This is a genomic window from Ruegeria sp. AF8 (assembly GCF_056541825.1).
Genome location: NZ_JBQFYW010000007.1, coordinates 134,785 through 161,042 on the forward strand (window position 1 = coordinate 134,785; position 26,258 = coordinate 161,042).

27 protein-coding genes, 2 tRNA genes and 1 pseudogene are annotated in these 26,258 nt (G+C 59.9%); 8 read left to right on the forward strand and 22 right to left on the reverse strand.

Translation table 11 applies throughout. From position 1 onward, the window contains the following. Positions 1-41: 41 nt before the first annotated feature. A complete protein-coding gene (locus ACR0AO_RS13665; protein ID WP_480604425.1) occupies positions 42-1,337 on the forward strand; it encodes a citrate synthase in 1,296 nt (431 codons plus the stop codon). Positions 1,338-1,388: 51 nt separating this feature from the next. Here ACR0AO_RS13665 and ACR0AO_RS13670 read toward each other — a convergent pair whose 3' ends face one another. After that, complete coding sequence (locus ACR0AO_RS13670) at positions 1,389-2,456, reverse strand: PA0069 family radical SAM protein (protein ID WP_480604427.1); 1,068 nt, start codon at positions 2,454-2,456, stop codon at positions 1,389-1,391. Between the two features lie 296 nt (positions 2,457-2,752). Between ACR0AO_RS13670 and ACR0AO_RS13675 the strand changes: the two genes are divergently transcribed. Both ACR0AO_RS13675 and ACR0AO_RS13680 read left to right on the forward strand, forming a co-directional pair. After that, positions 2,753-3,451 carry a corrinoid protein gene (locus ACR0AO_RS13675; protein ID WP_480604428.1) on the forward strand — a complete coding sequence of 233 codons (699 nt, stop codon included), beginning with the start codon at positions 2,753-2,755 and terminating at the stop codon, positions 3,449-3,451. A gap of 203 nt (positions 3,452-3,654) precedes the next feature. Next, the gene (locus ACR0AO_RS13680) at positions 3,655-4,326 is read left to right on the forward strand and encodes a DUF1638 domain-containing protein (RefSeq protein ID WP_480604430.1); all 672 of its coding nucleotides are present in this window, start codon (positions 3,655-3,657) and stop codon (positions 4,324-4,326) included. Between the two features lie 8 nt (positions 4,327-4,334). On the opposite strand, the gene ACR0AO_RS13685 is transcribed toward ACR0AO_RS13680, so the two are convergent. Next, entirely contained in the window at positions 4,335-4,745 is a 411-nt protein-coding gene (locus ACR0AO_RS13685) for a SufE family protein (RefSeq protein WP_480604432.1), read from the reverse strand. Positions 4,746-4,894: 149 nt separating this feature from the next. Here ACR0AO_RS13685 and ACR0AO_RS13690 point away from each other — a divergent pair, with 149 nt between their 5' ends. Next, on the forward strand, positions 4,895-5,404 hold the full coding sequence (locus ACR0AO_RS13690) for a hypothetical protein (RefSeq protein ID WP_480604434.1): 510 nt from the start codon (positions 4,895-4,897) through the stop codon (positions 5,402-5,404). Between the two features lie 6 nt (positions 5,405-5,410). Here ACR0AO_RS13690 and rnd read toward each other — a convergent pair whose 3' ends face one another. The 3 genes from rnd to purM all read right to left on the reverse strand — a co-directional run bounded on the left by rnd (position 5,411) and on the right by purM (position 8,328). Beyond that, entirely contained in the window at positions 5,411-6,571 is a 1,161-nt protein-coding gene (rnd, locus tag ACR0AO_RS13695; protein WP_480604436.1) for a ribonuclease D, read from the reverse strand. A 117-nt stretch (positions 6,572-6,688) separates the two neighbouring features. After that, a complete protein-coding gene (gene purN, locus ACR0AO_RS13700) occupies positions 6,689-7,285 on the reverse strand; it encodes a phosphoribosylglycinamide formyltransferase (RefSeq protein WP_480604438.1) in 597 nt (198 codons plus the stop codon). Continuing rightward, positions 7,282-8,328 (reverse strand): phosphoribosylformylglycinamidine cyclo-ligase, encoded by a 1,047-nt coding sequence (gene purM / locus ACR0AO_RS13705; protein ID WP_480604440.1) that lies wholly within the window; start codon positions 8,326-8,328, stop codon positions 7,282-7,284. The genes purN and purM overlap by 4 nt, the downstream gene beginning before the upstream one ends. Positions 8,329-8,435: 107 nt before the next feature. On the opposite strand from purM, the gene ACR0AO_RS13710 reads away from it, so the two are divergent. Beyond that, positions 8,436-8,512 (forward strand) — tRNA-Ile (locus ACR0AO_RS13710). A gap of 30 nt (positions 8,513-8,542) precedes the next feature. Here ACR0AO_RS13710 and ACR0AO_RS13715 read toward each other — a convergent pair. Together ACR0AO_RS13715 and ACR0AO_RS13720 are read right to left on the reverse strand one after the other, a co-directional pair. Then, positions 8,543-8,770, reverse strand: a complete 228-nt coding sequence (locus tag ACR0AO_RS13715; RefSeq protein ID WP_480604442.1) for a hypothetical protein — start codon at positions 8,768-8,770, stop codon at positions 8,543-8,545. A gap of 100 nt (positions 8,771-8,870) precedes the next feature. Then, entirely contained in the window at positions 8,871-10,190 is a 1,320-nt protein-coding gene (locus ACR0AO_RS13720; protein WP_480604444.1) for an ATP-binding protein, read from the reverse strand. Positions 10,191-10,234: 44 nt separating this feature from the next. Here ACR0AO_RS13720 and ACR0AO_RS13725 point away from each other — a divergent pair, with 44 nt between their 5' ends. Both ACR0AO_RS13725 and ACR0AO_RS13730 read left to right on the forward strand, forming a co-directional pair. Further along, a complete protein-coding gene (locus ACR0AO_RS13725) occupies positions 10,235-11,149 on the forward strand; it encodes an MBL fold metallo-hydrolase (protein WP_480604446.1) in 915 nt (304 codons plus the stop codon). A 69-nt stretch (positions 11,150-11,218) separates the two neighbouring features. After that, positions 11,219-11,293 (forward strand) — tRNA-Asn (locus tag ACR0AO_RS13730). A 154-nt stretch (positions 11,294-11,447) separates the two neighbouring features. Here the strand turns inward: ACR0AO_RS13730 and ACR0AO_RS13735 are convergent. The 7 genes and pseudogenes from ACR0AO_RS13735 to ACR0AO_RS13765 form a co-directional block, all read right to left on the reverse strand. Then, complete coding sequence (locus ACR0AO_RS13735; protein WP_480604448.1) at positions 11,448-12,143, reverse strand: ABC transporter ATP-binding protein; 696 nt, start codon at positions 12,141-12,143, stop codon at positions 11,448-11,450. After that, a complete protein-coding gene (locus tag ACR0AO_RS13740; protein WP_480604582.1) occupies positions 12,144-12,845 on the reverse strand; it encodes an ABC transporter ATP-binding protein in 702 nt (233 codons plus the stop codon). Then, positions 12,842-13,783: a branched-chain amino acid ABC transporter permease gene (locus tag ACR0AO_RS13745; RefSeq protein WP_480604450.1), complete on the reverse strand. Its 942-nt coding sequence runs from the start codon at positions 13,781-13,783 to the stop codon at positions 12,842-12,844. Before ACR0AO_RS13745 ends, ACR0AO_RS13740 begins: the two co-directional genes overlap by 4 nt. Continuing rightward, positions 13,780-14,661 (reverse strand): branched-chain amino acid ABC transporter permease, encoded by an 882-nt coding sequence (locus ACR0AO_RS13750; protein ID WP_480604452.1) that lies wholly within the window; start codon positions 14,659-14,661, stop codon positions 13,780-13,782. The genes ACR0AO_RS13745 and ACR0AO_RS13750 overlap by 4 nt, the downstream gene beginning before the upstream one ends. Positions 14,662-14,700: 39 nt before the next feature. After that, on the reverse strand, positions 14,701-15,993 hold the full coding sequence (locus tag ACR0AO_RS13755) for an ABC transporter substrate-binding protein (RefSeq protein ID WP_480604454.1): 1,293 nt from the start codon (positions 15,991-15,993) through the stop codon (positions 14,701-14,703). A gap of 109 nt (positions 15,994-16,102) precedes the next feature. Further along, on the reverse strand, positions 16,103-17,563 hold the full coding sequence (locus ACR0AO_RS13760) for a hypothetical protein (RefSeq protein WP_480604456.1): 1,461 nt from the start codon (positions 17,561-17,563) through the stop codon (positions 16,103-16,105). A gap of 504 nt (positions 17,564-18,067) precedes the next feature. After that, positions 18,068-18,700: pseudogene (locus tag ACR0AO_RS13765) on the reverse strand (IS6 family transposase). On the opposite strand from ACR0AO_RS13765, the gene ACR0AO_RS13770 reads away from it, so the two are divergent. Then, positions 18,614-18,799, forward strand: coding sequence for a hypothetical protein (locus ACR0AO_RS13770; RefSeq protein WP_480604594.1), 186 nt, complete (start codon positions 18,614-18,616; stop codon positions 18,797-18,799). The pseudogene ACR0AO_RS13765 and the gene ACR0AO_RS13770 overlap by 87 nt on opposite strands. A gap of 14 nt (positions 18,800-18,813) precedes the next feature. Here ACR0AO_RS13770 and ACR0AO_RS13775 read toward each other — a convergent pair whose 3' ends face one another. The 8 genes from ACR0AO_RS13775 to ACR0AO_RS13810 are packed head-to-tail and all read right to left on the reverse strand — an operon-like array spanning position 18,814 to position 26,147. Beyond that, positions 18,814-20,319, reverse strand: coding sequence for an aldehyde dehydrogenase family protein (locus tag ACR0AO_RS13775; protein WP_480604458.1), 1,506 nt, complete (start codon positions 20,317-20,319; stop codon positions 18,814-18,816). Beyond that, on the reverse strand, positions 20,312-21,382 hold the full coding sequence (locus ACR0AO_RS13780; RefSeq protein ID WP_480604460.1) for an aminoglycoside phosphotransferase family protein: 1,071 nt from the start codon (positions 21,380-21,382) through the stop codon (positions 20,312-20,314). Before ACR0AO_RS13780 ends, ACR0AO_RS13775 begins: the two co-directional genes overlap by 8 nt. Next, complete coding sequence (locus ACR0AO_RS13785) at positions 21,379-21,723, reverse strand: cupin domain-containing protein (RefSeq protein ID WP_480604462.1); 345 nt, start codon at positions 21,721-21,723, stop codon at positions 21,379-21,381. Before ACR0AO_RS13785 ends, ACR0AO_RS13780 begins: the two co-directional genes overlap by 4 nt. A 15-nt stretch (positions 21,724-21,738) precedes the next feature. After that, the gene (locus tag ACR0AO_RS13790; RefSeq protein WP_480604464.1) at positions 21,739-22,101 is read right to left on the reverse strand and encodes a cupin domain-containing protein; all 363 of its coding nucleotides are present in this window, start codon (positions 22,099-22,101) and stop codon (positions 21,739-21,741) included. Continuing rightward, entirely contained in the window at positions 22,098-23,384 is a 1,287-nt protein-coding gene (locus ACR0AO_RS13795) for a glycosyltransferase (protein ID WP_480604466.1), read from the reverse strand. The genes ACR0AO_RS13790 and ACR0AO_RS13795 overlap by 4 nt, the downstream gene beginning before the upstream one ends. A 54-nt stretch (positions 23,385-23,438) precedes the next feature. Beyond that, positions 23,439-24,503 (reverse strand): ABC transporter ATP-binding protein, encoded by a 1,065-nt coding sequence (locus ACR0AO_RS13800; protein WP_480604468.1) that lies wholly within the window; start codon positions 24,501-24,503, stop codon positions 23,439-23,441. After that, a complete protein-coding gene (locus ACR0AO_RS13805) occupies positions 24,500-25,291 on the reverse strand; it encodes an ABC transporter permease (RefSeq protein WP_480604470.1) in 792 nt (263 codons plus the stop codon). The genes ACR0AO_RS13800 and ACR0AO_RS13805 overlap by 4 nt, the downstream gene beginning before the upstream one ends. A gap of 1 nt (position 25,292) precedes the next feature. Then, positions 25,293-26,147: an ABC transporter permease gene (locus tag ACR0AO_RS13810; RefSeq protein WP_480604472.1), complete on the reverse strand. Its 855-nt coding sequence runs from the start codon at positions 26,145-26,147 to the stop codon at positions 25,293-25,295. Between the last annotated feature and the right edge of the window lie 111 nt (positions 26,148-26,258).

The window sequence follows — 26,258 nt, forward strand, 5'->3', positions numbered from 1 at the left end:
GACATCGGTCCGAACCGCGAATGATTGAGGAAGGGACACCCATGACTGAGAGCCAAAAAACAGCCACTCTGACTGTAAATGGTGAAAGCTATGAGCTGCCGATCTTTTCTCCGACCGCCGGTCCGGATGTGATCGATATCCGCAAGCTTTATGGCATGGCGGACGTATTCACCTATGATCCCGGCTTTACGTCGACCGCCAGTTGCGACAGCACCATCACATTCATCGATGGTGAAAAAGGCGAACTGCTGCACCGGGGTTACCCGATCGATCAACTGGCCGAGAAGTCGCATTTCCTCGAAGTGTGTTTCCTGCTGCTCTACGGGTATCTGCCGCAAGCGGACGAGTTGGAGCATTTCGAGACCACGATCAGCCGCCACACAATGATCCACGAACAGATGCACTATTTCTTCCGTGGGTTCCGGCGCGACGCGCACCCGATGGCGACCATGGTGGGCGTGGTCGGTGCCATGTCGGCCTTTTATCATGACTCGACCGATGTCGCAGATGAGCGCCAGCGTGAGATTGCAACCCATCGTCTGATCGCCAAAATGCCGACCATCGCCGCGATGGCCTATAAGTACTCGGTTGGCCAGCCGTTCATGTATCCGCGCAACGATCTCGATTACGCATCGAATTTCCTTTACATGTGCTTTGCCGTTCCGGCCGAGGATTATCAGGTCAACCCGATCCTCAGCCGCGCCATGGACCGCATTCTGACGCTGCACGCCGATCACGAACAGAACGCATCGACCTCGACCGTGCGGCTGGCGTCATCTTCGGGCGCGAATCCGTTTGCCTGTATCGCCGCCGGTATCGCCTGTCTTTGGGGGCCCGCTCATGGCGGCGCGAACCAGGCTTGTCTGGAAATGCTGGAAGAAATCGGCTCGGTCGACCGCATTCCCGAATATATCGCGCGCGCAAAGGACAAGAACGACCCCTTCCGGCTGATGGGTTTCGGCCACCGCGTGTATAAAAATTTCGACCCGCGCGCGAAAGTGATGAAACAATCCGCCGACGAAGTTCTGGATCTGCTGGGCGTCGAAAACAACCCCAAGCTTCAGGTCGCCAAGGCGCTGGAGAAGCAGGCGCTGGAAGACCCCTATTTCATCGAGAAAAAGCTGTTCCCGAATGTGGATTTCTACTCGGGCATCATCCTCGAGGCGATGGGCTTCCCAACCTCGATGTTCACGCCGATCTTTGCGCTGTCGCGCACCGTGGGCTGGGTCAGTCAGTGGAAAGAGATGATTACCGATCCGCAGAACAAGATCGGTCGTCCGCGCCAGCTGTATCTGGGCGAAACCTCGCGCGACTATGTGGATATCGAAAAGCGCTGATCGCCGGAAAAGCCAACATTTGCCCCCGCCTGCCGTGGGGGCATTTTCGTTTCAGAACAACGACAACTGATCTCCGGGCTGCGCCGGCACCCGGAACAGGTCGCAACGCAGCGGCGGGGTTTCGATGGCCAGCCCGATCCGACGCGTGGCCGCCTTGAACCGTTGCGAGATCATTTCGGCATAGTGCCCTTCGCCGCGCATCCGGTGCCCCCATCGCGGATCATAGTCCCTGCCGCCATGCATTTCACGCAGCCGTGCCATGATCTTGTCGGCGCGTGTGCCATAATGCTGGGCCAGCCATTCCTGCCACAACTGCGAGACTTCGCGCGGAAGCCGCAGCATGATCCAGCTCGCGGCATCGGCCCCCGCATCCTTTCCGGCCTGCAACATGTCTTCCAGTTCATGATCCGTCAGGCCGGGAATGATCGGGGATGTCATGAGGCGCACCGGCACGCCCGCCCGGGCCAGCCGTTCGATCATCCGCAAACGCCGCCTGGGCGCAGGTGCGCGGGGCTCCATCCTGCGCGACAGCGCCGGGTCAAGCGTGGTCACGGAAATGCCCACCCGCGTCAGCCCCCGCGCGGCCAAACGCGACAGAATATCCAGATCACGCTCGATCAGCGCCCCTTTGGTCACGATCGCCACAGGATGCTGAAATTCCTCAAGCACCTCCAGGCAAGCCTTTGTGATACATCGACTTTTCTCAATCGGTTGATACGGATCGGTATTTGTCCCGATTGCAATCGGCGCAACCTTGTACGACCGCGCGCTCAGTTCCCGGCGCAGGACCTGGGCCGAGTTCGGGCGCGCCACAAGCCGTGTTTCAAAATCCAGCCCCGGCGACAGTCCGAGATAGGCGTGCGTCGGACGCGCGAAGCAATAGGAACATCCGTGCTCGCATCCCCTATAAGGGTTGATCGAACGATCGAAAGGCAAATCAGGAGAGCGGTTGAAGGTAATCAGGCTGCGGGCGATTTCATCGCTGACAACGGTACGAAGTGCCGGAATGTCTTCTTCCTGACCCCACCCGTCACTCACGGAAACCGTCGTATGCCGCTCAAATCGACCTTCGGCATTGGACGTCACACCCCTGCCGGGCGTATGCGGATGCAGCGGCATTTCGGTCTCCCCAGTCAACATATCCACGCTAGAACATATAGTGAACATTGACAAGGAGTGAGTCGCCCCCGGGTACTAGAACACAACCCCTCATTCCTCGAGGTTTCCAGAGGCGGCTGTCGGATCGCAGCACGCATTCCAAAGAATTTCCGGTCGATTTTCAGCAAATATTTATCTATAGGTCGGTTGCGAAACTGCCCATGTCGCAATCGACACAGTGAAATTGCGACAAAATGGCAAAACGGACCAAATTGCCACTCAGGGGCCTTGCCCCTTTCAGCTCAGGGAAACGGCTCATGTCGGATGAAGAAGACATCGTCCTGTCGGAACTGAACGACGAGGAACTCGTCGAACAGATGTTTGACGACCTTTATGACGGCCTCAGGGAAGAGATCGAAGAAGGCGTCAACATCCTACTGGAACGCGGCTGGACGCCGTATGACATCCTTACCAAGGCGCTGGTCGGCGGCATGACCGTCGTTGGGCACGATTTCCGCGATGGCATCCTGTTCGTTCCCGAAGTGCTGCTGGCCGCAAACGCCATGAAGGGCGGTATGGCCATCCTCAAGCCGCTGCTGGCGGAAACCGGCGCTCCGCGCGTCGGCAAGATGGTCATTGGCACCGTCAAGGGCGACATCCACGACATCGGCAAGAACCTTGTGTCGATGATGATGGAAGGCGCAGGGTTCGAGGTGGTCGATCTGGGCATCAACAACCCGGTCGAGAACTATCTGGAAGCGCTGGAAGCCGAACAGCCCGACATTCTGGGCATGTCCGCCCTGCTGACCACCACCATGCCTTACATGAAGGTGGTGATCGACACTCTGGTCGAACAAGGCCTGCGCGACGAATACATCGTGCTGGTGGGCGGTGCCCCGCTGAACGAGGAATTCGGCAAGGCCATCGGCGCCGACGCATATTGCCGCGACGCGGCCGTCGCTGTTGAGACCGCAAAGGATTTCGTTTCGCGCAAGCACAACCAGATGGCCGGCTGAGAAACGATACGCGCATTGATGCGAACAAGGCCGCTCCTTTGGAGCGGCCTTTTTTTTCGCGGCCCATAGCAGCACTGGCCTTTCCTCTTTTATTGGACCGCCCATAGCCTTGCGTCGGTCGCCTGACACCCGGCGTCGGAAACGGGACTTGCCCACCGTGCAAAGCAGCGTATCTCTGTAGGGGACGCGCAAGGAGCCTCGCCATGACCGTTCAGGAACCGCCCAGCGACAGCACGCTGACCACCGAAGGGATGACCGTGCCCGCAAAAACCGGGCGCATCCTGCTGATCGCCTGCGGCGCGCTGGCCCGCGAGATTCTAGACGTAAAGAACCGCAACGGGTGGACCCATCTGGATCTGACCTGCCTGCCGGCCATCCTGCATGTCTACCCGGAAAAGATCACCGCCGCAGTCGAAGAGGCGGTACAAAAACACCAATCGGATTATGACAGGATCTTTGTCGTCTATGCGGATTGCGGCACAGGTGGGTTGTTGCAGCAGGCTTGCGACAGGCTTGGTGTGGACATGGTTAAGGGGCCGCACTGCTATTCGTTTTTTGAAGGCAACGACGCCTTTGCCGCCCGGAATGAAAGCGAAACCACAGCCTTTTATCTGACCGATTTTCTGGCACGCCAGTTTGACGCTTTTGTGTGGAAACCGCTGGGGCTGGACCGGCATCCGCAGCTCAGGGACATGTATTTCGGCAACTACACAAAACTGGTCTACCTGGCACAGACGCACGACCCCAAACTCGAGGACAGGGCACGGGACTGTGCCGGGCGGATGGGGCTGGAGTTCGAATACCGCTTCACGGGCTATGGCGATCTTGAAACCACACTGACCGAATGGTCTGCACAATCACCTGACGACCGGTAAAAAGCCGCTCAGGCATTCTCCGAGGCGACATCGCGGATGCGCTCTATCATCGAGCGCAGGCCGTTCGAGCGCTGTGCCGACAAATGCTCGTTCAAACCCAACCGCGCCAGTTCAGCCCTCGCGTCGACCTTTGGAACCTCAATCACCGGTAAATCGTTGTAGAGTGCCCGCAAAACCGCGATCAGGCCACGCACGATCAGCGCATCGCTGTCGCCGTCGAACCGGAACACCCCATTCGTGATACTCGGATGCAGCCAGACCTGGCTGGCACAGCCATGCACCTTGGTCGCGGGCACCTTGAGCGCCTCGTCCAGAGGCTCCATCGCCTTGCCCTGATCGATCACATGGCGATAGCGATCCTCCCAGTCCTCCAGGAACTCGAAGTCCTCGACAATCTCCTCAAAGGCGGGGCTGGCCATACGGCGCTCCTCTCAAATCTTCGTCAAACCGTGACCTAAGGCTGCGCTCGGTGCATGTCCAGCCCTGCCATGCCTTTTCAAGTGGGGCCAGATCGGATAATCCGGTTTCAGGTAGCTCCTTCAACGCGTTGGTTGTCATGAACAAATCTTTGTCAGTTCTCCTTCTGGTTGGTGCCTTGACCCTGTCCGCCTGCGGCAGTTGGCGCGATTCCCGCGCCAATCCATCAAACTGGTTCGGCAGCAGCACACCTACCGAAGCGCCAACGGGGGACGAGGTTAACGAATTGGTGCCGCAGTCAGGCGGGATAGGTCTGTTCAGCGGGCCGGAAGCCGAAGACAGAAGCGTGCCGATCACCACCGTGACCGAACTGAGGGTGGACCCGACAACCACCGGTGCGATAATGGTCGCGACGGGCATCGCGAGCCGTCAGGGCGCTTACGGCGCCCAGTTGCGTCTGGACGCGCCTGAAGAAAACAGAAAGAACGGAGTGTTGGCCTTTACCTTCCGTGTCAACTATCCCGACTATGCCACTGCGCAAGGCGCAGAACGGACCCGCACCATCACCGAAGCCGTCAACCTGAGCAGGAAGGATATGGAAGGTATCCGGATCATCCGCGTCTCGGGCGCGCAGAACGCCCACGAGACCCGCAGGCGGTAACGCCGTTCATCCCAGTGGTACTACGCGAACCACCTGCCCTTTCGCGGCCAGCGCGATCCTGCCGTCGCACAGGCGCAAAGCGTCCTGGCCAAACACCTCGTACCGCCATCCCGACAGCGCCGGGACATCGCGTTCCCCAGCGGCAATCAGATCAAGCTCGGCGCTGTTGGCGATCAGCTTTGCCGCCACACCCGCGCTTTCGGTCTTCGACTTCAGCAGCACGCGCAGCAGATCGGCCAAGGCGGGGTTGACCTGAATCTTGTCACGGCTTTTGTCGACCTTCGGCAATTTATCCGCCGGGCATTCCACCCCACGTTTGACGGCCGCCAGAATCCCGTCGGCAATGGCCCCCTTGCGGGCCTCGCGCAGCAACAGGCGCGACCCGCTCAGATCGGCCGACGTCCTGGGTTTGGTCGACGCAAGCTCGATCAGCGCATCGTCCTTGTACACCCGGTTGCGCGGAATGTTGTTTTCCTGCGCATGGGTTTCCCGGAATTGCGCCAGCTCTCTCACCACCGCCAGAAACTTGGCGGAGTTCGTGCGCGTCTTGATCCGGCGCCACGCCTCTTCGGGGCGAATGTCGTAAGTGCCCGGATCGGTCAGGATCTGCAACTCTTCCGCGACCCAGTGCTCCCGGCTTGTCTTCTTGAGCTCCGCTTCGAGATATTCATAGATCTTGCGCAGATGCGTCACATCCGCCAGCGCATAGGTCTTTTGCGCCTCGGTCAGCGGGCGGCGCGACCAGTCGGTAAAACGCGACGTCTTGTCGAGCCCTTGCTTACAGATCTTGCGAACCAGAGTCTCGTACCCCACCTGTTCGCCGAACCCGCAGACCATCGCGGCCACCTGCGTGTCGAAAAGCGGCTGGGGAAAGACACCGGATTCGACCCAGAAAATCTCCAGATCCTGGCGCGCGGCGTGAAACACTTTAACCACGCTCTCGTCGCGGAACAATTCCAGCAGCGGTTCAAGCGACAGACCATCGGCCAGCGGGTCGACCAGCACGGCACTGTCCTCTCCGTCACCGGGCACGGCCAGTTGGACAAGACACAGTTTCGAGTAATATGTCCGCTCACGCAGAAACTCGGTGTCGACCGTTACATAAGGATGCGCGGCGGCTGCCTTGCAGAATTCCGCAAGCTCGGGCGTTGTTGTAAGGGTTTTCATACGCGGTTTTGTTTCTTGCACTTATTATTCTTTCCAACACTCAAAGACCCCACACATCCCCGAGTAATTCCTGAACCATAGGCCGAAGCCGCCTCGGCTGTAAACGCCGTCATGAGATCACGGCAACAGAACCGGCGCGGTGTTGCCTGATGAGAACCGGCGCAACACCGCCGGATATAGCTTATGCTCCCATTCCAGCACCCGCGCCGCCAGGGTTTCCGGTGTGTCCCCCGGATTGATCGCCAACCGTGCCTGACCCAGAACAGGGCCGTCATCCAGCGCCGCCGTCACCTGATGAACGGTGCAGCCATGTTCGGGGTCACCCGCTGCGATGGCGCGCGCATGGGTATTCAACCCCTTGTATTTCGGCAAAAGCGAGGGGTGGATGTTCAGCATCCGCCCTTGAAACCGCGACACGAATCCGCCGGTGAGGACCCGCATGAATCCGGCCAGGCACACGATCTCGGCACCGGTTTCCAGCAGTGGTTTAACCAGTTCCGCCTCGAACGCTGCGCGATCCCCGCCAAAAGGCCGGTGATCGACCACGGCGGTCGGCACGCCGCGATCCGCCGCCTTTTGCAAACCTCCCGCCTGCGCGTCGTTCGACAACACAAGACAGGGCCGCGCCGGATGGTCGCCGGTCATGCTGTCAACCAGTGACACCATGTTCGAGCCGCCGCCCGAAATCAGGATGGCGACGCGCTTGTGGCTCACGACAGGGCGCCCGAATAGGCAACGCCCGGCGTTCCGGTCACGGTTCCGATGCGCGACACGGTTTCCCCTTGCGCCTGCAACAGCGCGGCCAGTTCATCGGCCTTGTCCGGCGCGCTGACGACAATCATGCCGATGCCGCAATTGAAGGTCTTGAGCATCTCGGCCTCGGCAATTCCGCCGGTTTCGGCCATCCAGCCGAAGACGGGCGGCAGATCCCATGCGCTCAGATCGATCGCGGCCCCCGTTCCCTCGGGCAGCACCCGCGGCAGGTTCTCTGTCAGGCCGCCACCGGTGATGTGGGCCAGTGCATGCACACCCCCAGCCCGGATCGCCGCCAGCACGGATTTGACATAAAGGCGCGTCGGCGTCAGCAACACTTCTCCGACAGCGCCCTCGGCAAACGGACAATCCGAATCCCAGTTCAGCCCGGAATGCTCGACCAACCGGCGCACCAGCGAGTAACCGTTGGAATGAACCCCGTCCGAGGCGAGACCCAGCAGAACGTCACCCTCCTGCACCCCCGCCGGCAGAGCCGTGCCGCGTTCCATCGCGCCAACGGCAAAGCCCGCCAGATCGAAATCACCCTTGGGGTACATCCCGGGCATTTCCGCCGTCTCACCCCCGATCAGCGCACAGCCCGAGCGCACACAGCCCTCGGCGATACCTTCGATGATCCGTGCCGCCGTTTCCGTCTCCAATTTTCCGGTGGCGAAATAGTCCAGGAAAAACAGCGGCTCCGCGCCCTGGCAGATCAGGTCATTGACGCACATCGCGACAAGGTCAATGCCGACGCCATCCACAACACCGGTATCGATGGCGATGCGCAGCTTGGTACCCACGCCGTCGGTCGCGCCCACCAGAATCGGGTCGCTGTAACCCGCCGCCTTGAGGTCGAACAACGCGCCAAACCCGCCCAGCCCGCTCATCACACCGGAACGGTCGGTCCGCTTGGCCGCAGGCTTGATCCGGTCGACCAGAGCGTTGCCCGCATCGATATCCACGCCCGCATCGGCATAGGTCATGCCGTTCTTGCCCGTTGTCATGGCTGATCCCTCTTGAATGCTTTCAGCGCGGGTTAGTCGATTGTGCGCCCGCATGCAACGGTCAGGCTTGACGCGGGCGACACGCGTGATACGCAAGGCGCTCAGGCGGGCCTGTAGCTCAATTGGTTAGAGCAGAGCGCTCATAACGCTTTGGTTGGGGGTTCGAGTCCCTCCGGGCCTACCAAAACCGCCATTCCCTGCTAGAATGCGGCCCCTATCCACCGATGTACACGCCGCCCTTGGGTCGATAGAAAATCTTCTGATCGTGCAGCCGCCCCAACAGGTCGTGGATTCGGCGCAGAACGTCTTCGCGGTCAGACCTTTCGGCTTCGACCTCATCAGATGGTCCGTGCGAATAGGATGCGGACGCGCTCCGCAAAGCCATCTCGATCAGATCCACATCCTCGACCGACAATTCAAACATGTCATTAAATTGGGGCATTCTGTCCCTCCTTCTTACGGCGTTCCGGCGAATGCCGCCTGCCCGCGCCCTTCAACGTCCCCTCTTATACCATTGGAACACAAGGCTAGGCCCGGTTTTTTTACCGCGCGATCACGATATCGGCGCACAGCCCGCCCAGTCTTTCACTTTCACCCAGTCGCAACATCCCCCCATGAGCGCGGGCCACGTCGGCAACGATGGCCAGGCCCAGCCCGACGCCGCTCCCCTGATTTTGGTTGCGTGCCGGATCAAGCCGCGCGAACGGCTTGACCGCCTCGCCACGTTGCCCGGCGGGTATGCCGGGGCCGTCATCCTCAACCCGGATACGGAGGGATTTCGAGGTGATGACGCAACTAACCTCGGCCCGGGTGCCATAGCGCACCGCATTGCCAATCAGGTTCTCGACCGCCCGTCGAATCGCCATCGGCCGCAGCATCACCTGACCCGCGCCATCGCAGGGGCCAAGTTCCACCAGACGACCGGCCCGTTTGGCATCCTCGACGATCTGGCTCAGCAGCGAAACGATATCGACCGACTCCGGCGCTCCCTCGGACGCGCCTCGGGTGAATTCGAGGAAGGTATCCAGCAGCCGTTGCATCTCGTCGACATCCTGCAACAGCGGCTCGGCTTCGTCCTCGGGCATCATCGCAAGCCCCAGCTTGAGGCGGGTCAACGGCGTGCGCAGATCGTGGCTGACACCCGAAAGCATCAGGGTGCGCTGTTCGATCTGCCGTTCGATCCGGGCGCGCATGTCCAAAAACGCGCTGCCAGCGGTGCGCACTTCGATGGCACCGCGCGGTGTATAGGGCACCACCCTGCCCCGCCCGAACGCCTGCGCCGCGTCGGCCAGCTTGGCGATCGGCCTGAGTTGATTGCGCATGTACAGAAAGGAAATCGACGTCATCAACACCGCAAAGAACACCATCGTCACAATCAACTGATGCGGCGCGGCGGGTGACAGGCGACGGCGGTCGAACGTCAGTTGCAAGAGACCAAGAGGCGTTTCCATATACACAAGAGTTTCGCGGCTGCTGGGCAACAGCACCGTTCGGATTTCGGGCAACAGAGTGTGCAGATTCCGCTGCACGATCTTGCCTGTCAGATCGTACCAGCGCAGCCCACCCGCATTAGGAACCTGCGCTGCCGTGACGAAATGCGCCTGCATGTCCAGCGCGTCGAGCGTTTGACGCATCCGGGCAAGCGCCTCCTGCTGGTCCGCCACGCCTTGCATCTGCTCCTGCAGCAACCCGATTTCCCGCGAAACCGTCAGTGTCATCTGCGTGGTGACATCCTCAAGATGCCGCTGTAAAAACGCCACTGCAACCACAAGCAGCACGACCACCATCGGCAGCGCGAGGATCAGGGCCGCCCGCGCATAGAGGCTGCGCGGCATATAAAGTTTGAGCCAGCGGAAGGACATGCGCTAAGCCTAGCGGGCCACCGGAACAAGAGGAAGAGGGCAAGATGCAACCGCCCGACGATTTCAATCCGCCAGCCGGCGCACCGGTCGAACTGGAACCGGGGCTGCGCCGCATCCTTGCCCCGAACCCGTCGCCCATGACCTATCGCGGAACCAACACCTATCTTCTGGGTACGCGCGACCTCGCAATTATTGACCCCGGCCCCCTGAATGAGGCTCATATCGACGCCATTATGGATGCATTGCAGCCCGGTCAGCGCATCAGCCACATATTCGTCACCCACACCCATCTGGACCACTCGCCACTGGCCGCCCCGCTGGCGGAACGGACCGGAGCCGCCATCCACGCCTTTGGCGGGCCAGAGGCCGGACGCAGCGCGGTAATGACCGAACTGGCCGCGGGCGGGCTTGCGGGGGGCGGCGAAGGCATCGACACGGAATTCCATCCCGATGTCGAAGTCGCGGATGGCGATATCATCCATGGTGACGAGTGGAACCTGGAGGTCATCCATACGCCCGGCCACCTGGGCAATCACATCGCGCTGGCCTGGCAGGATCGTTGCTTTACCGCCGATCATGTCATGGGCTGGGCAAGTTCCCTTGTTTCTCCCCCCGATGGTGATCTGACCGACTTCATGGCCGCATGCCATCGGTTGCGCGAGCGGAACTGGGTTGTGTTTCATCCCGGCCACGGCGCCCCCGTCATTGACCCCTCAGGACGGCTCGACTGGCTGATTTCCCACCGGTTGGGACGGGAGGTCGCAATTCTGGCACAGCTCGAATCGGGTCCGGCCACCGCGCGTGAACTGGCACAGCGCGTCTACACCGACACTCCCGCAGCACTCTTGCCAGCGGCCGAGCGTAATGTTTTCGCTCATTTAGTCGATCTTATGGGAAAATCCCGCGTTCGACCCTTAGATGACCTATCTTCGAATTCCCGGTTTCTGCGGGTCGGCTAAAAAATCTGCGTTTCCCGTCCCGATCCCTCTGGACGCCGAAATCCGGTGTTGCTATACGGCGCGAACCGTTCCGGCGTAGCTCAGCGGTAGAGCAGTTGACTGTTAATCAATTGGTCGTAGGTTCGATCCCTACCGCCGGAGCCAAAATCTCTTGAAAAGACCAATAGAAAAATCTCCCTTCACAGGAGGTTTGACGAATTTTCGGTCGCTTCGAAATCCCCGCCGCGCGTTCTGCGCATGCAGTGCCTGGCTATTCCCCGGCAGACAAACGCTCCGTTTAAAAATATCTTAAAGGCGTTTAGACGCCGACGTAATCCGTGAACTGCGGCGCGTCCGGGCCTAGACTTTTGGCGTCGACGGTGTCCGCCACTGAGCCGCCTGCGACAAAAGCGATGCGGTCGGCGACGGACAGCGCCGCATCGACCCTCTGTTCAACAAGGATCGTCGCGACGTCCGTGGCCTTCAGAGCGACCACGGTATCGCGGATGAGTGCAATCATCGACGGTTGCAGGCCCTCGGTCGGCTCATCAAGAAGCAGGACCTTCGGTTCGAGGCAAAGCGCCCGGGCAATCGCAAGCATTTGCTGTTCACCGCCCGACAGCGTCCGCGACACCTGCCCCATACGTTCGCGGAGCCTAGGAAAAAGGTCGAGCACCCGCTCGCGCACCCGGGCATCGCCACCGCGCGCCATCAGCCCGATTTCAATATTCTCGGCCACTGTGAGGTTTCCGAACAACCGCCGCCCCTGCGGAACATAGCCGATCCCGTGACGCGGTATTTCGTGGGCGGGCAGAGTTTCCAGATGCGTGCCGTCAAGCTTGATCGTGCCGACGCTCGCGCGAACCTGACCGATGATGGTTCTGAGGGCGGTCGACTTGCCCGCGCCGTTCCGGCCCATGAGGCACAGAACCTCTCCGGAGGTCACCGTCAGCGAGAGACCGTGCAGCACCTGAACCGCGCCATAGCCAGCCTCGATGCCGTCCAACCTAAGCATTCAGCCCCCCAGATAAGCGGTCTGCACCGCCCTGTCCGCCCGGATCGCCCGAGGCGTACCGGTCGCCAGAACCTCGCCAAAATTCAGAACCGTGATGCGATCGGCGAGATCCATGACCACATCCATATTGTGCTCGATCAAAAGCACGGTTGCCTCGGGCACCGTGCTGCGCACGATCTGCTTGAAGGTCTCGATCTCTGCTTGCGCAAGCCCCTGCGTCGGCTCGTCGAGGATCAGCAGCTTCGGGCTCAGACCAAGACCCATCGCGACCTCCAGCAGGCGCTGGTGGCCATAGCTCAACGTTCCGGCTATCTGATCGGCGCGGTCCGCAAGGCCCACACGGTCAAGCGCCGCCATCGTATCCTCGGCAAGATGGTGCGAATGGCGGCTTTGAACTGCAAGCGCAATGTTGTCAAAAACCGTCAGCGCACCATAGACCTGCGTGATCTGGAAAGTATAGGCGATGCCCGCCCGAACGCGGGCATGCGCGGGCAAACGCGTGATGTCACGGTCTGCCAAGCGGATCGATCCGGACTGCAGCGGAATGCGGCCCGACAACAAGCTTACAAAGGTCGTCTTGCCCGCGCCGTTCGGACCGATGATCGCGTGGATCTCGCCCTTGGTAAGATCGAAATCCACCCCATCCACGGCCTTCAGCCCGCCGAAGTGGCGGGTAAGCCCACGAGCCTCAAGAAGCGTCACGGCAGCCATTTTAACCTCCGCTCGCGCAGGGTGCCAAGGATGCCCTTCGGTGCAAAAAGGATGAGCAGCACGAGCGCCGCACCGGTCACGAACTGGTGGGCATCGGTCACCGAACTGGCGTAATCGACCAGATAGAACATGAGGACCGCACCAAGGAACGGTCCCATCACCGTACCCGCGCCGCCGAGAAGAACATAGAGAAGCGGCAGAATCGAATACTGGACCGAGACGAGACTGGCGCCGGCATAGCCAAACATCAGCGCATAGGCCGCGCCGCTAAGTCCCGCATAGACGCCGGAAACGGTCAATGCCGTCAGTTTTACCGTGAAAGGATTGTAGCCGAGCATGCGGCTGCGTTCTTCGTTCTCGCGCATCGCCACCATGATCCGCCCGCGCGGGGAACGCACAAGCCAGAAACTGAGCAGGAGCGCCACCGAGAACAGTGCGAAGGCCACGAGGTAACGTGTACCATCGTCCGAAAGGTCGAGCGTCCCGAGCATCCGGCCCGCCCTGGGAATGACAATGCCCTCATCACCGCGCGTATAGCTGCCGAAATAGAGCACCGTCAGATAGCCCGCCTGCGCGAACATCAGAGTCACGATCATAAAGGCAACACCTGCGGTGCGCAGCGCGAAAAGGCCCAGTGCAAATGCCGCGACACCACCGGCCAGAAGTCCTGCGATAAGCCCGGCCCCCGCCGTCCCGTCCCCGTGATAAGCGAGAAGCCCGGCCGCATAGAGCCCCGCGCCAAAGAAAAGCGCGTGACCGAGGCTCAGAAGGCCGGTGTAGCCGAAGGCAATGTTGTAGCCCATCGCATAGATCGAAAGCACCATGATCCGGGCGATGTTGGTGTGATGATAGGCTGGCGCCACGAAATGGAACGCAAACAGCGCGGCGATGAGGCCGAGATGGAGCCAGAGCGCGCGGTCGAACTTCATACAGCGCGCTCTCCGAAAAGGCCCCGAGGCCTGAAGACGAGGATCAGCGCCACCGCGAGCGTCGCGACGATCTTGGCCAGGGTTGGCGCGAAGAATGTGGAAAGAACGCCGTCGGAAAGCCCGATGACGACAGCCGCCACCAGCGTACCGCGCAGGCTGCCCAACCCACCGATGATGACAACAATGAACGAAAGCAAAAGCGGATCGCCACCCATCAGATAATGCGCCTGCTGAATCGGCACGATGAGGACAGCCGCAATCGCCGCCAACCCCGCCCCCATCGCAAAGACGCCAGCATAAACCCTGTCGACATTGATGCCAAATGCGCGCGCGGTATCCCGGTCTTCCTGCGTCGCCCGCATCACCAGCCCCGCACGCGTATGTTTCAGGATCAGCCAAACGGCCAGCAAAAGCAGGATCGCCGCCACAACGACAAGAAGCTTGTATCCGGAATATCCGAACCAAGGCAGTTGGATACGGAAGTTGACCGGCGCGGGAACCGGGCGCGCATCCGGTCCGTACAGACTCAACGCCGCCTGCTGGAGGATGTAGAGAAGCCCGATCGTGGCGACAATCGTCGCCTCGGGTTCATAGTTCAGCCGTTTCAAAACCAGCATATCCGCGAGCGCCGCGATGGCCCCGACAATCAGAGGGCAGAGGACCAGCGCCACAGCGAAGGCCAGCGCCGGCGGGCCGGGGATCCATTGCGTGGTGAACCATGCAAGCACAGCGCCCAGCATGAAGAATTCGCCATGAGCGACATTGACCACACGCATGATGCCGAACACCAGCGACAGCCCCGCCGCAGTCAGGGCAAGAACCGCAGCGGTCACGAGGCCCTCCATCAGGGCGAGAAGCAGGAACGGTCCGAAATCCACTCACAAATCGGGTAGAGCTCGCGCCCCGCCCGCCCGAACTCAGAAGCTCATCGTCGTATAGTCGACTTCGTCGGGATAGAACCCGTCCTCCATCGTGGTCTGATGCACACGCACAAGCTTGCCATCCTCGACCTTGGTGATGGACTGCAACCCGAAGGCCTGGTGGGTCTTGCCGTTAAAGGTCTTGGAGCCTTGCGGATGTTCACGGCTTTCGGCGAAATCGGTCGTCGCCTCGATCGCTTCGACAACCTTCTGCCGGTCGTCCGGACCCTGGTAACCTGCAGCCTCCATCGCCTGCTTGATGACAAACAGGGTCTCCCATGTCGAAAACATATGGGAATAAGTCGAGACATCGGCAGGATCCGAGACCGAAGCCCCATTGTCATCCACCCCAACGGCCTCGCGATAGAATATCTCATGCTCGGAGGCATCCGCCTGCTTGTAACGCGGGTGGCCTTCCCAGAAATGCGAACCGTCGAGGAATTCGAGGCCGGGCGAGTTGATGTCCACCGCTTCAAGCGAGTCGATGAAACCGAAAAGCTGAGGCCGGTCGCCCGAGCCATAGAATTCACCCAGTTCCTTCACAAAAGTCAGAACAGCCGGGCCGACCATGACGTGATAGATGACCTCGGTATCCGAGGGGATCTGCGGGAAGTAGCGGGTGAACGATGTCTCGGTCGGCGGGATCGCGATATGCTTGATCACCTCACCGCCCTGCGCCGCGACGGCGGCGGTGAAATAGTCGCGGTGATCGTGTCCAAAGGCGAAGTCGGGGAAGATCATCGTGACCTTCTTGCCGATGTTCGAGGTCACGAAAGGCGCCATGCCCTGAACCTGGCTTTTCACATCGGTGATCCCCGGCTGCATGGTCCAGCGGTTGAGCATCCCGCTCGCCACGTGGTGGCCCTCAGAACAGACCAGATAGGGCACCTTCAACTCGCCCGCGCGCGGGGCCGAGCCGATGACGACATGGGAAAAGAGCGTTCCCATCACCAGATCGCAGTTCGACTGGGTCGTCAGTTTCTCAACCACTTCGGCACCGCGTTTGGGGTCGGTGCCGTCATCTTCATAGATGATCTCGACAGGCCGTCCGTTGATGCCGCCGGCGTCGTTCAGAACCTGCAGCGCCGCCGAGGCCGTGCGTTCATACCAGCGCCCGTAGGACGCGCCGATGCCGGTGCGGTGAAGCTGAAAGCCAATGCGGATCGGCTCGGAGGACTGCGCCTGCGCGAAACGCGACACGAGCCCGCCGGACAGGAGCGCACCCGTGCCGGCAATCCCCCTGAGGACTGATCTGCGGGTCGGATTTGAGAGGATCGGTTTTTTGGTCATCGAACATCTCCACTGTTGAAACGACGCGATTTTTTTTGGCAATTGGCCGCGTCTTTTGATTTCCCCTAGGTCACGGAACACGGAGTCGGGGTGAAATGCAATCGCTTTCTCATCCCGCCGTAGGCGCGGAAAGAAGCCAGAGCCCAAAGATCGTGTAGACCACCATCAGCAGTGTTACCGGAAGATGCGCTCGCAAACCCTGCCCGACACCGGCCTGTTCGGCCAGTCGGAACCCAAGGATCACCGCTAGAAGATGAGCCCCGAGGATCACGGCAAACTGGGCTGTCCAGATCGCCAGAACGCCGGAACGGGTCGAGAGGAATCCAAAGGAAACCCAGTGTTCCGGTAGACCCAGCAGATGCCAGCCTCTGCCGAAAGGATCGTCGAGCGCGGCAACGACATATTGTCCGTCAGTCAGAAGCGCGACGAGGTAATGTGCAACATGATAGCCAGCTGCGATCGGCAGAAATGCCAGCATCATCGGCCCGGCGGCCCGGCGGAACCGGCCGGGAGGAAGGCCCGCGCGGATGGCGCCGAGGATAAGCGCGGCGCTGATCCCCCAGAACGCCACGAGAGCCACCGAGTTCACCCCCAGGACAGCCGAACGGCCGGGAAATTCCAACGGGTTGATGTCAAGGCGGGCAAGCCACCAGAAGGTTTCAGAAAGACCGTCGAAACTCACCGAGGCCAGAACAAGGGTGACAAACGCGATGGCCGAAGGCGCGAGCGGATCGAGCCTTACAACCTGGGCGCCCGGGGGGCCGATCATGAGAGCGACACGCCGGTCGCGCGGCTCGCTCCAGACTGGTGCAATTTTTGCGACGAAGCCGAAATAGACCGTCAGGAACTCACCCTGCCTCAGCCAGTCCTCCCCCTCGGCAACGGCGAGAGCGAGGATGACAAGATAATAAACAATCACCACACGGGCGAGATTCGCTGGATCCGCAGGCGCGAGTGAAACGATCTCGAACCAGGCAAATCCCAGATACCCCGCGACAGCAGGCCAGTGACCAAGCCGCGCAAGACCAATTCCCTCCGTTCGGCCAAGCAGGCCGCGAAGCGCACGAACCGGACCGCTCCACGGTTCAATGTCGCGCCAGATATTCCCGAAAACGACCGATCCCAGCGTCAGCCCAACCCAGAGCACCGTCCAGATCATGAGCGGCAGCAGGTTTTCCACAGGGTCGCGTGTGCCCCAGAGACCTGCACCTACGAGAGCCGCAAGAAGTGCAGCACTGATCCAGCTCAGAGCGCTCCGCCAAGGAAACACCGGGCGGATGAACAGCTCTCGGGCGGCGAACCGCGGTGGCTGGGCGGCAAAGGCGGCGGCCAGTGCGGTCAGCATCACGGCGGCGGCGGCGCCCACCATGTACCAGCCGGTCGGCAACGTCAGGATCACCATGCGCTCGGACGCATGGGCATGGGCTGCGCCGGGCAGGATCAGGGTAAACGCCGCAATCCAACGCTTCATCGTGATGCGACCGCGCCGTCGAACCGCCACGCCTCCGGCCTGACCGCACAAAAGCGGCCTCGTGCTGATCTTGTTGCGGAGACTGAGAAAAAGTTGCATTCCCCCTCCGTCACGGCCCGAAGGTCGGGTTCGAAGCCTCTCGCGAATGCGGTCAAACCGGTTACGAGGGCATTCGCGCGGCAGTACCGGCTTGCGGCAATCGCACCAGCACGGCGGATTTCGGCGATCTGGATTTTCCGCTTGCACAGACGAAGGTCAATCACGGGCACCACTCTTTTTTCGGGTGCCTCGCACCATGCGGCAACCGTTTCCTGACGGCTACGGCTGCGTCCGACCGGAGCCAGTCCGAAAACCGCCGGCCAGTTCCATACATTGCAGAAACTTCATCGGCCGACAACATGGTGCCGGAACGACCTGCCGGACAAATTGACCATGCACAACACGCGATCCGGCATCTTTTGTCATTTGCAAACTCAGTTCCCCGCCAAGTGCGGGCGCGAAAAATCCGAACGAGGTCTGTAAGGTTGGCGGTGCTGCCAGACGAATTCGAACTCGCCTCTACCAGGACAGTGACGCTGCCCCTTATGCCGCGCAGAGATCGTGTCACTCGGCCAGAGCGCCAGTTCGGTTCAGTTTGAGATGGTCCCGTTTGGAGAGGCTGCGATCCTGGTTGAAGTGGTTGAAAACGGAAGAGTGAACGGTGGCAAATTTCTGCAAACTTCGCATGCGGCGAAAGCGCTGCATCGCCCGCTCTCATCGTCGGAATGGCAGGTGCGAGTTTTTAACGTGGTTGTTGAGCCAACGCCCACATGATTGCGGATGGTCGCAACCCAAGTCACGCAAAGCCGCCTTGTATGAAGCGAAGCGATCCGTGACCAGCACCTCCGGCTAACCGTTGCGCCGCATCAATTTCCTGAGCAGTTTCAGCGCAACGCACTTGTTTCGACGTTTTGTGACAACGCTCTCGAGAACCTCGCCTTCGTGATCCGCAGCACGCCATAGGTAGTGTCGTTCACCCTTGATCTTCACGAAAACCTCATCGACATGCCATTGCCATCGCGAGAATGCGCGCAGCTTCTGAACACGCCCGCGCGGGATTTCGGACGCAAACATTGGGCCGGACCTGTTCCACCAGAACCGGATGGTTTCATGACTCACATCGATGCGGCGTTCATGCAGCAAGTCTTCGACATTCCGCGGCGACAGTGGAAACCGCACGTAAAGCAAAACCGCCAGGCGAATGATCTCAGGACTGGATTTGAAGTACTTGAAAGGCGAGCGTTTGATCGTGCCCGAAAGCTACGCAAGGCCCCTGCCCAACTCAAGCCAAATTAATCTTACAAGACCCGTCAGACATGCTTTCGACCACCGGCATCCAGGAACCAATCATCCGGATAGGGGTACCACCAATCGGCTTCCTTTGCGACGGGGTCAAGGATGACCATCTTGGACTGTCGGAACGCATTCAGCCCGATCCGCCCCAAGGCGCGCCCCATCCCCGATCTTTTGACTCCGCCAAACGACAGCGCGTCATTGTCGACCAGCGGGTTGTTGACCCAGACCATACCGGCCTCAAGCCGGTCAATCGCCTGGTGGGCCTCGGCAAGATCGTTGGTAAAAACGCAGGCCCCCAGCCCGAATTTTGAATCATTGGCATTGTCGATGGCCGCGTCAAACGACCGGGTGCGCACGATGGCCACGACCGGCCCGAAGATTTCTTCGTTGAGGATGCCCATATCGGGGGTCACATCGGTTACCACGGTGGGTTCCAGAAACCAGCCCCTGGGAAAATCGGCCGGAATGCCACCGCCCAATGCAATCGTGGCGCCCGCGGCCCTGGCGCGACCGATCCAGTTCAGCACCTTGTCGCGGGCCGCTTCGGAGACCATCGGCCCGATCTCGGCAACACCGAGACCATTGCCAACGCGCAATTGACGCGCGCGGGCGACAAAGGCCTCGAGAAATTCATCATGCACCGCGTCGTCGACATAGATGCGCTCGGTCGAAGTGCAGACTTGGCCAGATTGTAGGTACACTCCGGTCACGGCCCCAGCTGCGGCGACAGCGATGTCGGCATTTCGGGTTATGATCATCGGATCATTGCCGCCGCCTTCGATGATGAAGGGCTTCATCTGGGAAGCGGCCGCGACAGCGACCTTTTGCCCGACTTCGGCCGATCCGGTGAAGGCGATCACGTGGGTGTTGTCGCTCGCAATCAAATGCTCGCCGATCTCCGCCCCACCGGCAACGCAAGCCACCAGATCGGCAGGCAGGCCGTCAAAGAACTTCATGAAAGCCAGTGTGCACAGCGACCCGGCCGGTGCGGCCTTGAGCACGATACCGTTGCCCGCCGCCAGCGAGGCGGCAATGGTCCAGCAGCCAAGTATAAGTGGGAAGTTGTAAGGCACGATATGCACCGATACGCCGTAGGGCGCATAGGCCTGGAACTGGAACGACCCGGGCTGCATTGTGCCTGCGATCTTGCCGGCATCATCCCGGGCCAGTTCGGCGAAATAGCGAAACACCGGCGGGATATTGGCGATCTCCCCAATTGCCTCAGGGTAAGGCTTGCCGATCTCGCGCGTCATGGTGATGGCAATGTCGGTCATGTCCGCCTGTTCCATGGCGTCGGCGATACGGTGCAACAAGCCCGCTCGCGTCTTGCAGTCCATCTTTGCCCAGGTTTTCTGCGCGGCATTCACCCGGTTGAGAATGTGTTCCAACTGCGCTTCGGAAGGTGCTCCAACCGGGCCGATTTCCTCGAGCGTGGCCGGGTTGATCGCCATCTGCTCGGGGCCGTCCGTCGCAACGTATTCGGGGGAAAGGTAATAGCAGGGCGCTAGAACGTCAGGCATGAGACACTCCTTCAAGCATTGGCAGATCGCGCCCCAGGTCAAGCGCGGCTTCCGCCCAACCGGGTAATTCGCTGTCGAGAAACGATGAGATTTCGCACAATCCACCATCGGCAAGAGCGGCCTGGTACTGCTTGGCGACGCGGGGAATGAAGCTCAGGTAACGCGGCTTGGCATCACGCTGGCAGAGGCGAACAAACACACCCAGGATTCGCGCGTGTCGTTGTGCGCCCATGAGCGCATAGCGGCGGCGGATTTCGTCAGTCGAACCTAGGTGAGCGGGCGCGTTTGCAAGATAATGATCGAGCAGACGTGTTTCCAATCCGGGGCTGAGATCACGCCGCGCATCCTGAAGAAGCGACACAAGATCGTATTCGCAGGGCCCCAGAACACCATCCTGGAAATCCAGCAAGCCGCAACGAGCGACGCCAGTGCGATCCTGCAAATACATCAGGTTGTCGACGTGAAAATCCCTCAACACCAGAGTGTCGAAGCGGTTGGCGACCGGCGCCAATGCCGACCGCCAGAGAACGAGGAAGGCATCGGTAAAGCGCGCCACATCTACGGTCGGATTGATCGCAGGCGCGAACCAGTGCGCAAAGACCTTCAACTCGTCCAGATGAACGGCAAGATCGTAGCGGGGTTGATCGACCCTGTTGCCCATTGGATCGTGGTGCAGGTGCAGCAATGCCTCCACGGCAAGCTGGTACAATTTCTCCTCTTCTTGCCCCCTGTTCAGGCAGGCAGCATAGGTTTCATCGCCTAAATCCTCGACCAGCGCCAACCCATGAGCCGGATCCGCGCCAAACACCCGTGGCGCCGACAGTCCCAGCCCGTTCAGATGGTGCGCCAGACGCAAATAGGAGGCAAAACCCACGGGATCCTGCCGCTCTTCCATCAGCAACAGTCCTTCGCCCTGAACGCGGTAGTATCGGCGCGGGGATGCGTCCGCTTCTAACTTGACCAAGTCGAACCGGTCCAACCCGTGGCGAGCAAGAAAGGCGCGTGCCGGTGCTGAAAGCTGAGTAGCCTTCAGTGGGGCAATTGAGGGATGCGGTCCGTTCATCGGATCATGTAGACCTTCTTGACCGTTTCGTGGACAGTGCAGACGCCCTTCCAATCCTGCGGGAAAAAGGCGGCCGTATCGGGCGTCACTTCGATGACATCGCCGCTTTCATGAACATAGGTGCAACGCCCTTCCAGAAAGTGACAGAACTCGTCCCTGGTAACGTGGCATTCCCATTTCCCGGGCGTGCAGATCCAAAGCCCGCATTCGCTTTCACCGTCAGGCCCCTTGTAAAGGACTTGCCCCGAGGTGTGACTTTCGCCCTCGATCATGGTCGGGATGATGCCCCAGTCCACCGTGTCGGTGACCTTGAGCGGATTGCGCATAACGGGTGCTTTCATGGTCTTGAATCCTGTTCAGACGAGCATGTAGATATTACGAAGGGTATCGGTGATCTTGGCGGTGCCTTCCCAGCCGGCGGGAAACAGAACACACGTGCCGGCCGTGGCCTCGATCACTTCATCCGACCCATCGCGGCGATAGATCACGCGACCTTCAACGAAGTGGCAGAATTCATCCCGAGGCACCGAAATCCGCCAGGTGCCAGGTGTGCAGACCCAGACCCCGATTTCCGGTGAGTTGTCCGGCCCTTTGTGCAGAAGCCGTCCGGTCGAATGAGACTGCCCCTCGATCATGTCGGGTTGGGCACCCCAATCGAGCAGATCGTCAAAGGTGGACGCCCCATGGATATGGGGCGCTGAAGATGCCAAATTAGTCACGCGTTCTTCGCCGCCAATTCGACCAGAAGCTTGGCTGCCTTTTCCTGGCCGTTTTGCGACTGCATGTGCGCGGACGTTTCCTTGAGCGCGGCTGCCATGGCTTCATCGCTCAGGCAGGCTTCGATCTTTTCGATCATCTCCTCGTCGGTCCACTCGTAACGATCCGAGCGAATTCCATGGCCAGTTTCCTGCACCCGCATGGCGTTGTCGTGGCCATCCCAGACATAGGACATGATGATTGCGGGCTTGCCGAAGTAGAGGCACTCGGTGAACGAGTTATTGCCACCGTGGTGAATAACGACGTCGACTTGCGGAATAACCGAAGGCTGAGGGAACCAACCGTCAATGATCACGTTGTCGGGGATGTCGGAGTACTCGTCCTTGTAGTCACCGACATTAACCAGCGCCCGATAGCGGCTATTGCCGATCAGAGTGATCAGTCGCTTAAGCAGATCGGTGTCCCCGGCCCCAAGCGAGCCGAAGGAAACATACAGAAGCGGTCCATCATTGTTCTTTTTGAAGGTCGGCATCTCATACGGTTCGTCCTGGCGCACGCAGCCTTCGAGATACTGGAATTGGGCCGGGTCAAGCGGCTTGGACCGGGTGTATTTGGCCTGCTCGGGATAAAGCAAAAGATTCATGTACGGCGAGGCTTCAAAAAACTGCCCCATCGGATATGCGGCTTCATTGCAGGTCTCCAGAAAGGCGTTGAAGTCATCGTGGATCGGCTTGATCACCTCGTTGAACTTTGCCCGGAATGCCGCGTGCCCTGCCGTATCGTTTTCGGACATCCCGGACAGATGCGGCGGGATGGCGTCGTCTTCGATTTCATTCTCCGAACAAGAGATTATTCGCACCCAAGGCACGCCGTGTTGCTTGATGGCCGGGAACAGGATCACATTGTCGACGGAAATCACGTCGGGTTTGATCTTTGCCAGAATATCCGGCAAATCCTTCTGCGCCCATTTCGCGCTGTCCACGATCGCCTCCCAGCATTCCTTGACATAGTTGTCGATCTGGTCGATCGGCGCCTTTCGGAAATTGGGGATGTGACCGTTGATGAAATCCTCCCAGAATTTCGCCATCTGCTCGGGCGGCATCGGTTCCGAAAGGTTGACCGGGTAAGCTTCAAAGCCATAGCCCTCGTACACTTCGACGAACCCGGGGTCTGACAGGAATACCGCCTTGTGGCCCATACGTTCGACCGCCTGCGCTATTCCGACCGAGTTCAGCGCAGGTCCAAACGCCGCCTCGGGAAAGAAGGCAAAGGTTTTCTGTTCCATGAAAATCTCCTGTGTTGTGTTCGCCTGCCATTGGCGAGCGTTTTCTCGGCCGCTTCAGGCGGCAAAAACTCGAGTATCTCTTGCCGCCCAGACGACGGCCACCTCGTCGCCGATCGACAGAGGATGGGTTTCGGCGTCGTCTGCGGTCAGACGCACCATGATCGGATCTGGAGAGAGTGGGGTTTCGAGGTGCAATTGCAGATCGAGCCCGTGATAGGCCATTGCACTGACCTTGCCCGAAAGGCTGTTTTCACCTCTGCGAACATCCAGATGCAGGCGTTCCGGCCGCACGGCGGCAACGGCCTTATTGCCATTGGCAATCCCACCGTCCCATGCCGCAACAATCTTGCTGCCATCCAGTGCAAGCAGGTCATCACCCTTGCGGTGCACGGGCAAGAAGTTCATCACGCCGATGAAATCAGCCGCGAACCGGCTCTGCGGGTGTTCGTAGATCTCGCGTGGGCTGCCGCACTGCAAAAGCTGACCATTCTGCAGGATCGCGATCCGGTCCGCCATCACCAGAGCCTCCTCCTGGTCATGGGTCACGATGATGAAGGTGATGCCGAACTCGTGCTGAATCCGCTTGAGTTCGAGCTGCATTTCACCGCGCAACTTCTTGTCGAGCGCTCCGAGTGGCTCATCGAGCAGAAGCAGCCGGGGTCGCTTAACCAGGGCCCGCGCCAGGGCAACGCGCTGGCACTGACCGCCAGACAACTGGTCCGGTTTGCGGGTCGCAAGATGCGACAACTGGATGACCTCGAGAATCTCGGCGACCCGGTCTTTGATTTCGCCCCGCGGCAGTCTCTCCATCTCCAGCCCGTAGGCAATGTTCTGCGCCACCGTCATATGCGGAAACAAAGCATAGGACTGGAACATCAGGTTCACCGGACGGTGGTTTGGCAAGGTGTGGGTAATGTCCTGCCCGTCAAGAGCGATTGACCCCGAGGTCGGCATCTCGAACCCGGCCAGCATCCGCAGCAAAGTGGTTTTGCCGCTTCCGGAAGCGCCCAGCAACGCGAAGAACTCGTTTTCACGGATATCCAGATCAATCCCGGCGATGGCCCGAACCGCGCCAAATTGCTTTTCGATATTCCGAAGAGACAGCAAGGTCTGGGTCATTGTCCCGGAAGCCCTCCGCGGTTGAGCCGTTGTGACACGGCCAGCGCAATGACGGACAGCGTCATCACGATGGTGGCCAGCGCATTAATTTCAGGGGTAACGCCAAAGCGGATCATGGCGAATATCTGCATGGGCAGAGTAATCGAATCTCGCCCTGCTCCGGACGTGAAGAAGGCGATGATAAATTCGTCGACCGACAGTGTGAAAGCCAGCAGCGCACCCGCGATAACTGCAGGCAGCATGACGGGCAGAACCACGCGCCAGAGGGTAATCGGCGTAGATGCCCCCAAATCTGCAGAGGCTTCGACGATTGACCAGTCAAAGGTTTTAAGACGGGCTCGGACAACCGAGCAGACAAAGGCCAAGTTGAACACGACGTGGCTTACGATGACCGTGTGTAATCCCATCGTGACATTGAGCATCGAGAAAAAGCTGAGAAGCGCAATGGCAAGCACGATGTCGGGTATGATCATTGGCGCGAAAATGATGGTTTCGATAAAGCGGCCCTTGCGACGGCGAATCTCGACACCAACCGCCAGCAACGTGCCCAGCACCGTTGCCAGAATGGTCGATACCACGGCAACAATCAGGGTGTTCAGTGCAGCCCCGATGACTTCCTTGTTCCCGAAAAGCTCTCCGTACCATTTGACGGAAAACCCGGTCCAAGCGGTCGGCAAGCCGCCTTCGTTGAAAGACAACCCAAAAAGCACTGAAATCGGGATGTAGAGGAAGGCAAAAACCGCCGACAGGATCATCAGCATGAGCCGGGGATTAGATTGCGCACGCATCTCAAGAATTCTCCTTGCGCGCACCCGAAGCCCGTTCGGTAGCAAAAGTCTGAAGCGTCAGCAACCCCATCATGATCGCGATCAGGAACATCGACAGCGCGGCACCGAATGGCCAGTCATTGGCGGTGAGGAATTGCGCGTAGACAAGGTTGCCGATCATCTGGAACTGGCCACCACCCAACAGCGCCGGCGTCACGAAGTTCCCGATCGACAGCACGAAGACGAACACGAACCCCGTCGCGATCCCCGGCGCGGTCATGGGCAGCGTTACCCGCCGAAAAGTGGTCCAGCCCGATCCCCCTAGGTCACGAGAGGCTTCGATCACTTCGAGGTTCAGCCGCGAAAGGGGCGCATAGCAGGCCAGGATCACGAAAGGTAGGTAATTGTAGACGAGGCCGACCACCACGGCGCTTTCCGTGTACAGCAAACGCGGCAATTCCCCGTCATAGCCCAAGGAACGGACAATCGACGCGATCAGGCCCTCACGGTTCAACAACACGATCCAAGCATAGGTTCGCACCAGGTAGTTCGACCAGAAAGGCAGCACTGCAAAAAACAGGAGCATAGGCTGCCGCCGGACAGGTGCTGCGGCGATGGCATATGCCGCCGCGTATCCGACAATCACCGCGATCAGCGCGGACGTACCGGCAATGGTCGCAGATTTCAGAAAGATGCTGGCGTATAGCGGGTCAAACACCAGCCAGATGTTTTCCAGTGTGAAGGTATAGTCGATCCCCCCATAAATTCCCCGACGGAAAAACGCCAGCGCCAGGATCAGCAGGCAGGGGACAACCATCAGTCCTGTCAGCCAAGCCAGCGCAGGCGTCATCAGGTAGAACGATTTGCGATCGGTCATCGATTTCTCTTGAGAGGTCCGGGTCGCATGGACGACCGGGGTTTTCCTGATTGCGCAGGGCGGCCCGGCATTCGTCGTTGCGCCGGACCGCATATTGTTTTGCGCGGACAG

Excerpts from the sequence above, each read along its gene's own strand:
- ACR0AO_RS13665 (WP_480604425.1), top strand. The coding sequence starts at position 42 with ATGACTGAGAGCCAAAAAACAGCCACTCTGACTGTAAATGGTGAAAGC.
- ACR0AO_RS13670 (WP_480604427.1), bottom strand. The coding sequence starts at position 2,456 with ATGCCGCTGCATCCGCATACGCCCGGCAGGGGTGTGACGTCCAATGCC.
- ACR0AO_RS13675 (WP_480604428.1), top strand. The coding sequence starts at position 2,753 with ATGTCGGATGAAGAAGACATCGTCCTGTCGGAACTGAACGACGAGGAA.
- ACR0AO_RS13680 (WP_480604430.1), top strand. The coding sequence starts at position 3,655 with ATGACCGTTCAGGAACCGCCCAGCGACAGCACGCTGACCACCGAAGGG.
- ACR0AO_RS13685 (WP_480604432.1), bottom strand. The coding sequence starts at position 4,745 with ATGGCCAGCCCCGCCTTTGAGGAGATTGTCGAGGACTTCGAGTTCCTG.
- rnd (WP_480604436.1), bottom strand. The coding sequence starts at position 6,571 with ATGAAAACCCTTACAACAACGCCCGAGCTTGCGGAATTCTGCAAGGCA.
- purM (WP_480604440.1), bottom strand. The coding sequence starts at position 8,328 with ATGACAACGGGCAAGAACGGCATGACCTATGCCGATGCGGGCGTGGAT.
- ACR0AO_RS13715 (WP_480604442.1), bottom strand. The coding sequence starts at position 8,770 with ATGCCCCAATTTAATGACATGTTTGAATTGTCGGTCGAGGATGTGGAT.
- ACR0AO_RS13720 (WP_480604444.1), bottom strand. The coding sequence starts at position 10,190 with ATGTCCTTCCGCTGGCTCAAACTTTATATGCCGCGCAGCCTCTATGCG.
- ACR0AO_RS13725 (WP_480604446.1), top strand. The coding sequence starts at position 10,235 with ATGCAACCGCCCGACGATTTCAATCCGCCAGCCGGCGCACCGGTCGAA.
- ACR0AO_RS13735 (WP_480604448.1), bottom strand. The coding sequence starts at position 12,143 with ATGCTTAGGTTGGACGGCATCGAGGCTGGCTATGGCGCGGTTCAGGTG.
- ACR0AO_RS13745 (WP_480604450.1), bottom strand. The coding sequence starts at position 13,783 with ATGAAGTTCGACCGCGCGCTCTGGCTCCATCTCGGCCTCATCGCCGCG.
- ACR0AO_RS13755 (WP_480604454.1), bottom strand. The coding sequence starts at position 15,993 with ATGACCAAAAAACCGATCCTCTCAAATCCGACCCGCAGATCAGTCCTC.
- ACR0AO_RS13760 (WP_480604456.1), bottom strand. The coding sequence starts at position 17,563 with ATGCAACTTTTTCTCAGTCTCCGCAACAAGATCAGCACGAGGCCGCTT.
- ACR0AO_RS13770 (WP_480604594.1), top strand. The coding sequence starts at position 18,614 with ATGACTCACATCGATGCGGCGTTCATGCAGCAAGTCTTCGACATTCCG.
- ACR0AO_RS13775 (WP_480604458.1), bottom strand. The coding sequence starts at position 20,319 with ATGCCTGACGTTCTAGCGCCCTGCTATTACCTTTCCCCCGAATACGTT.
- ACR0AO_RS13780 (WP_480604460.1), bottom strand. The coding sequence starts at position 21,382 with ATGAACGGACCGCATCCCTCAATTGCCCCACTGAAGGCTACTCAGCTT.
- ACR0AO_RS13785 (WP_480604462.1), bottom strand. The coding sequence starts at position 21,723 with ATGAAAGCACCCGTTATGCGCAATCCGCTCAAGGTCACCGACACGGTG.
- ACR0AO_RS13795 (WP_480604466.1), bottom strand. The coding sequence starts at position 23,384 with ATGGAACAGAAAACCTTTGCCTTCTTTCCCGAGGCGGCGTTTGGACCT.
- ACR0AO_RS13800 (WP_480604468.1), bottom strand. The coding sequence starts at position 24,503 with ATGACCCAGACCTTGCTGTCTCTTCGGAATATCGAAAAGCAATTTGGC.
- ACR0AO_RS13805 (WP_480604470.1), bottom strand. The coding sequence starts at position 25,291 with ATGCGTGCGCAATCTAATCCCCGGCTCATGCTGATGATCCTGTCGGCG.
- ACR0AO_RS13810 (WP_480604472.1), bottom strand. The coding sequence starts at position 26,147 with ATGACCGATCGCAAATCGTTCTACCTGATGACGCCTGCGCTGGCTTGG.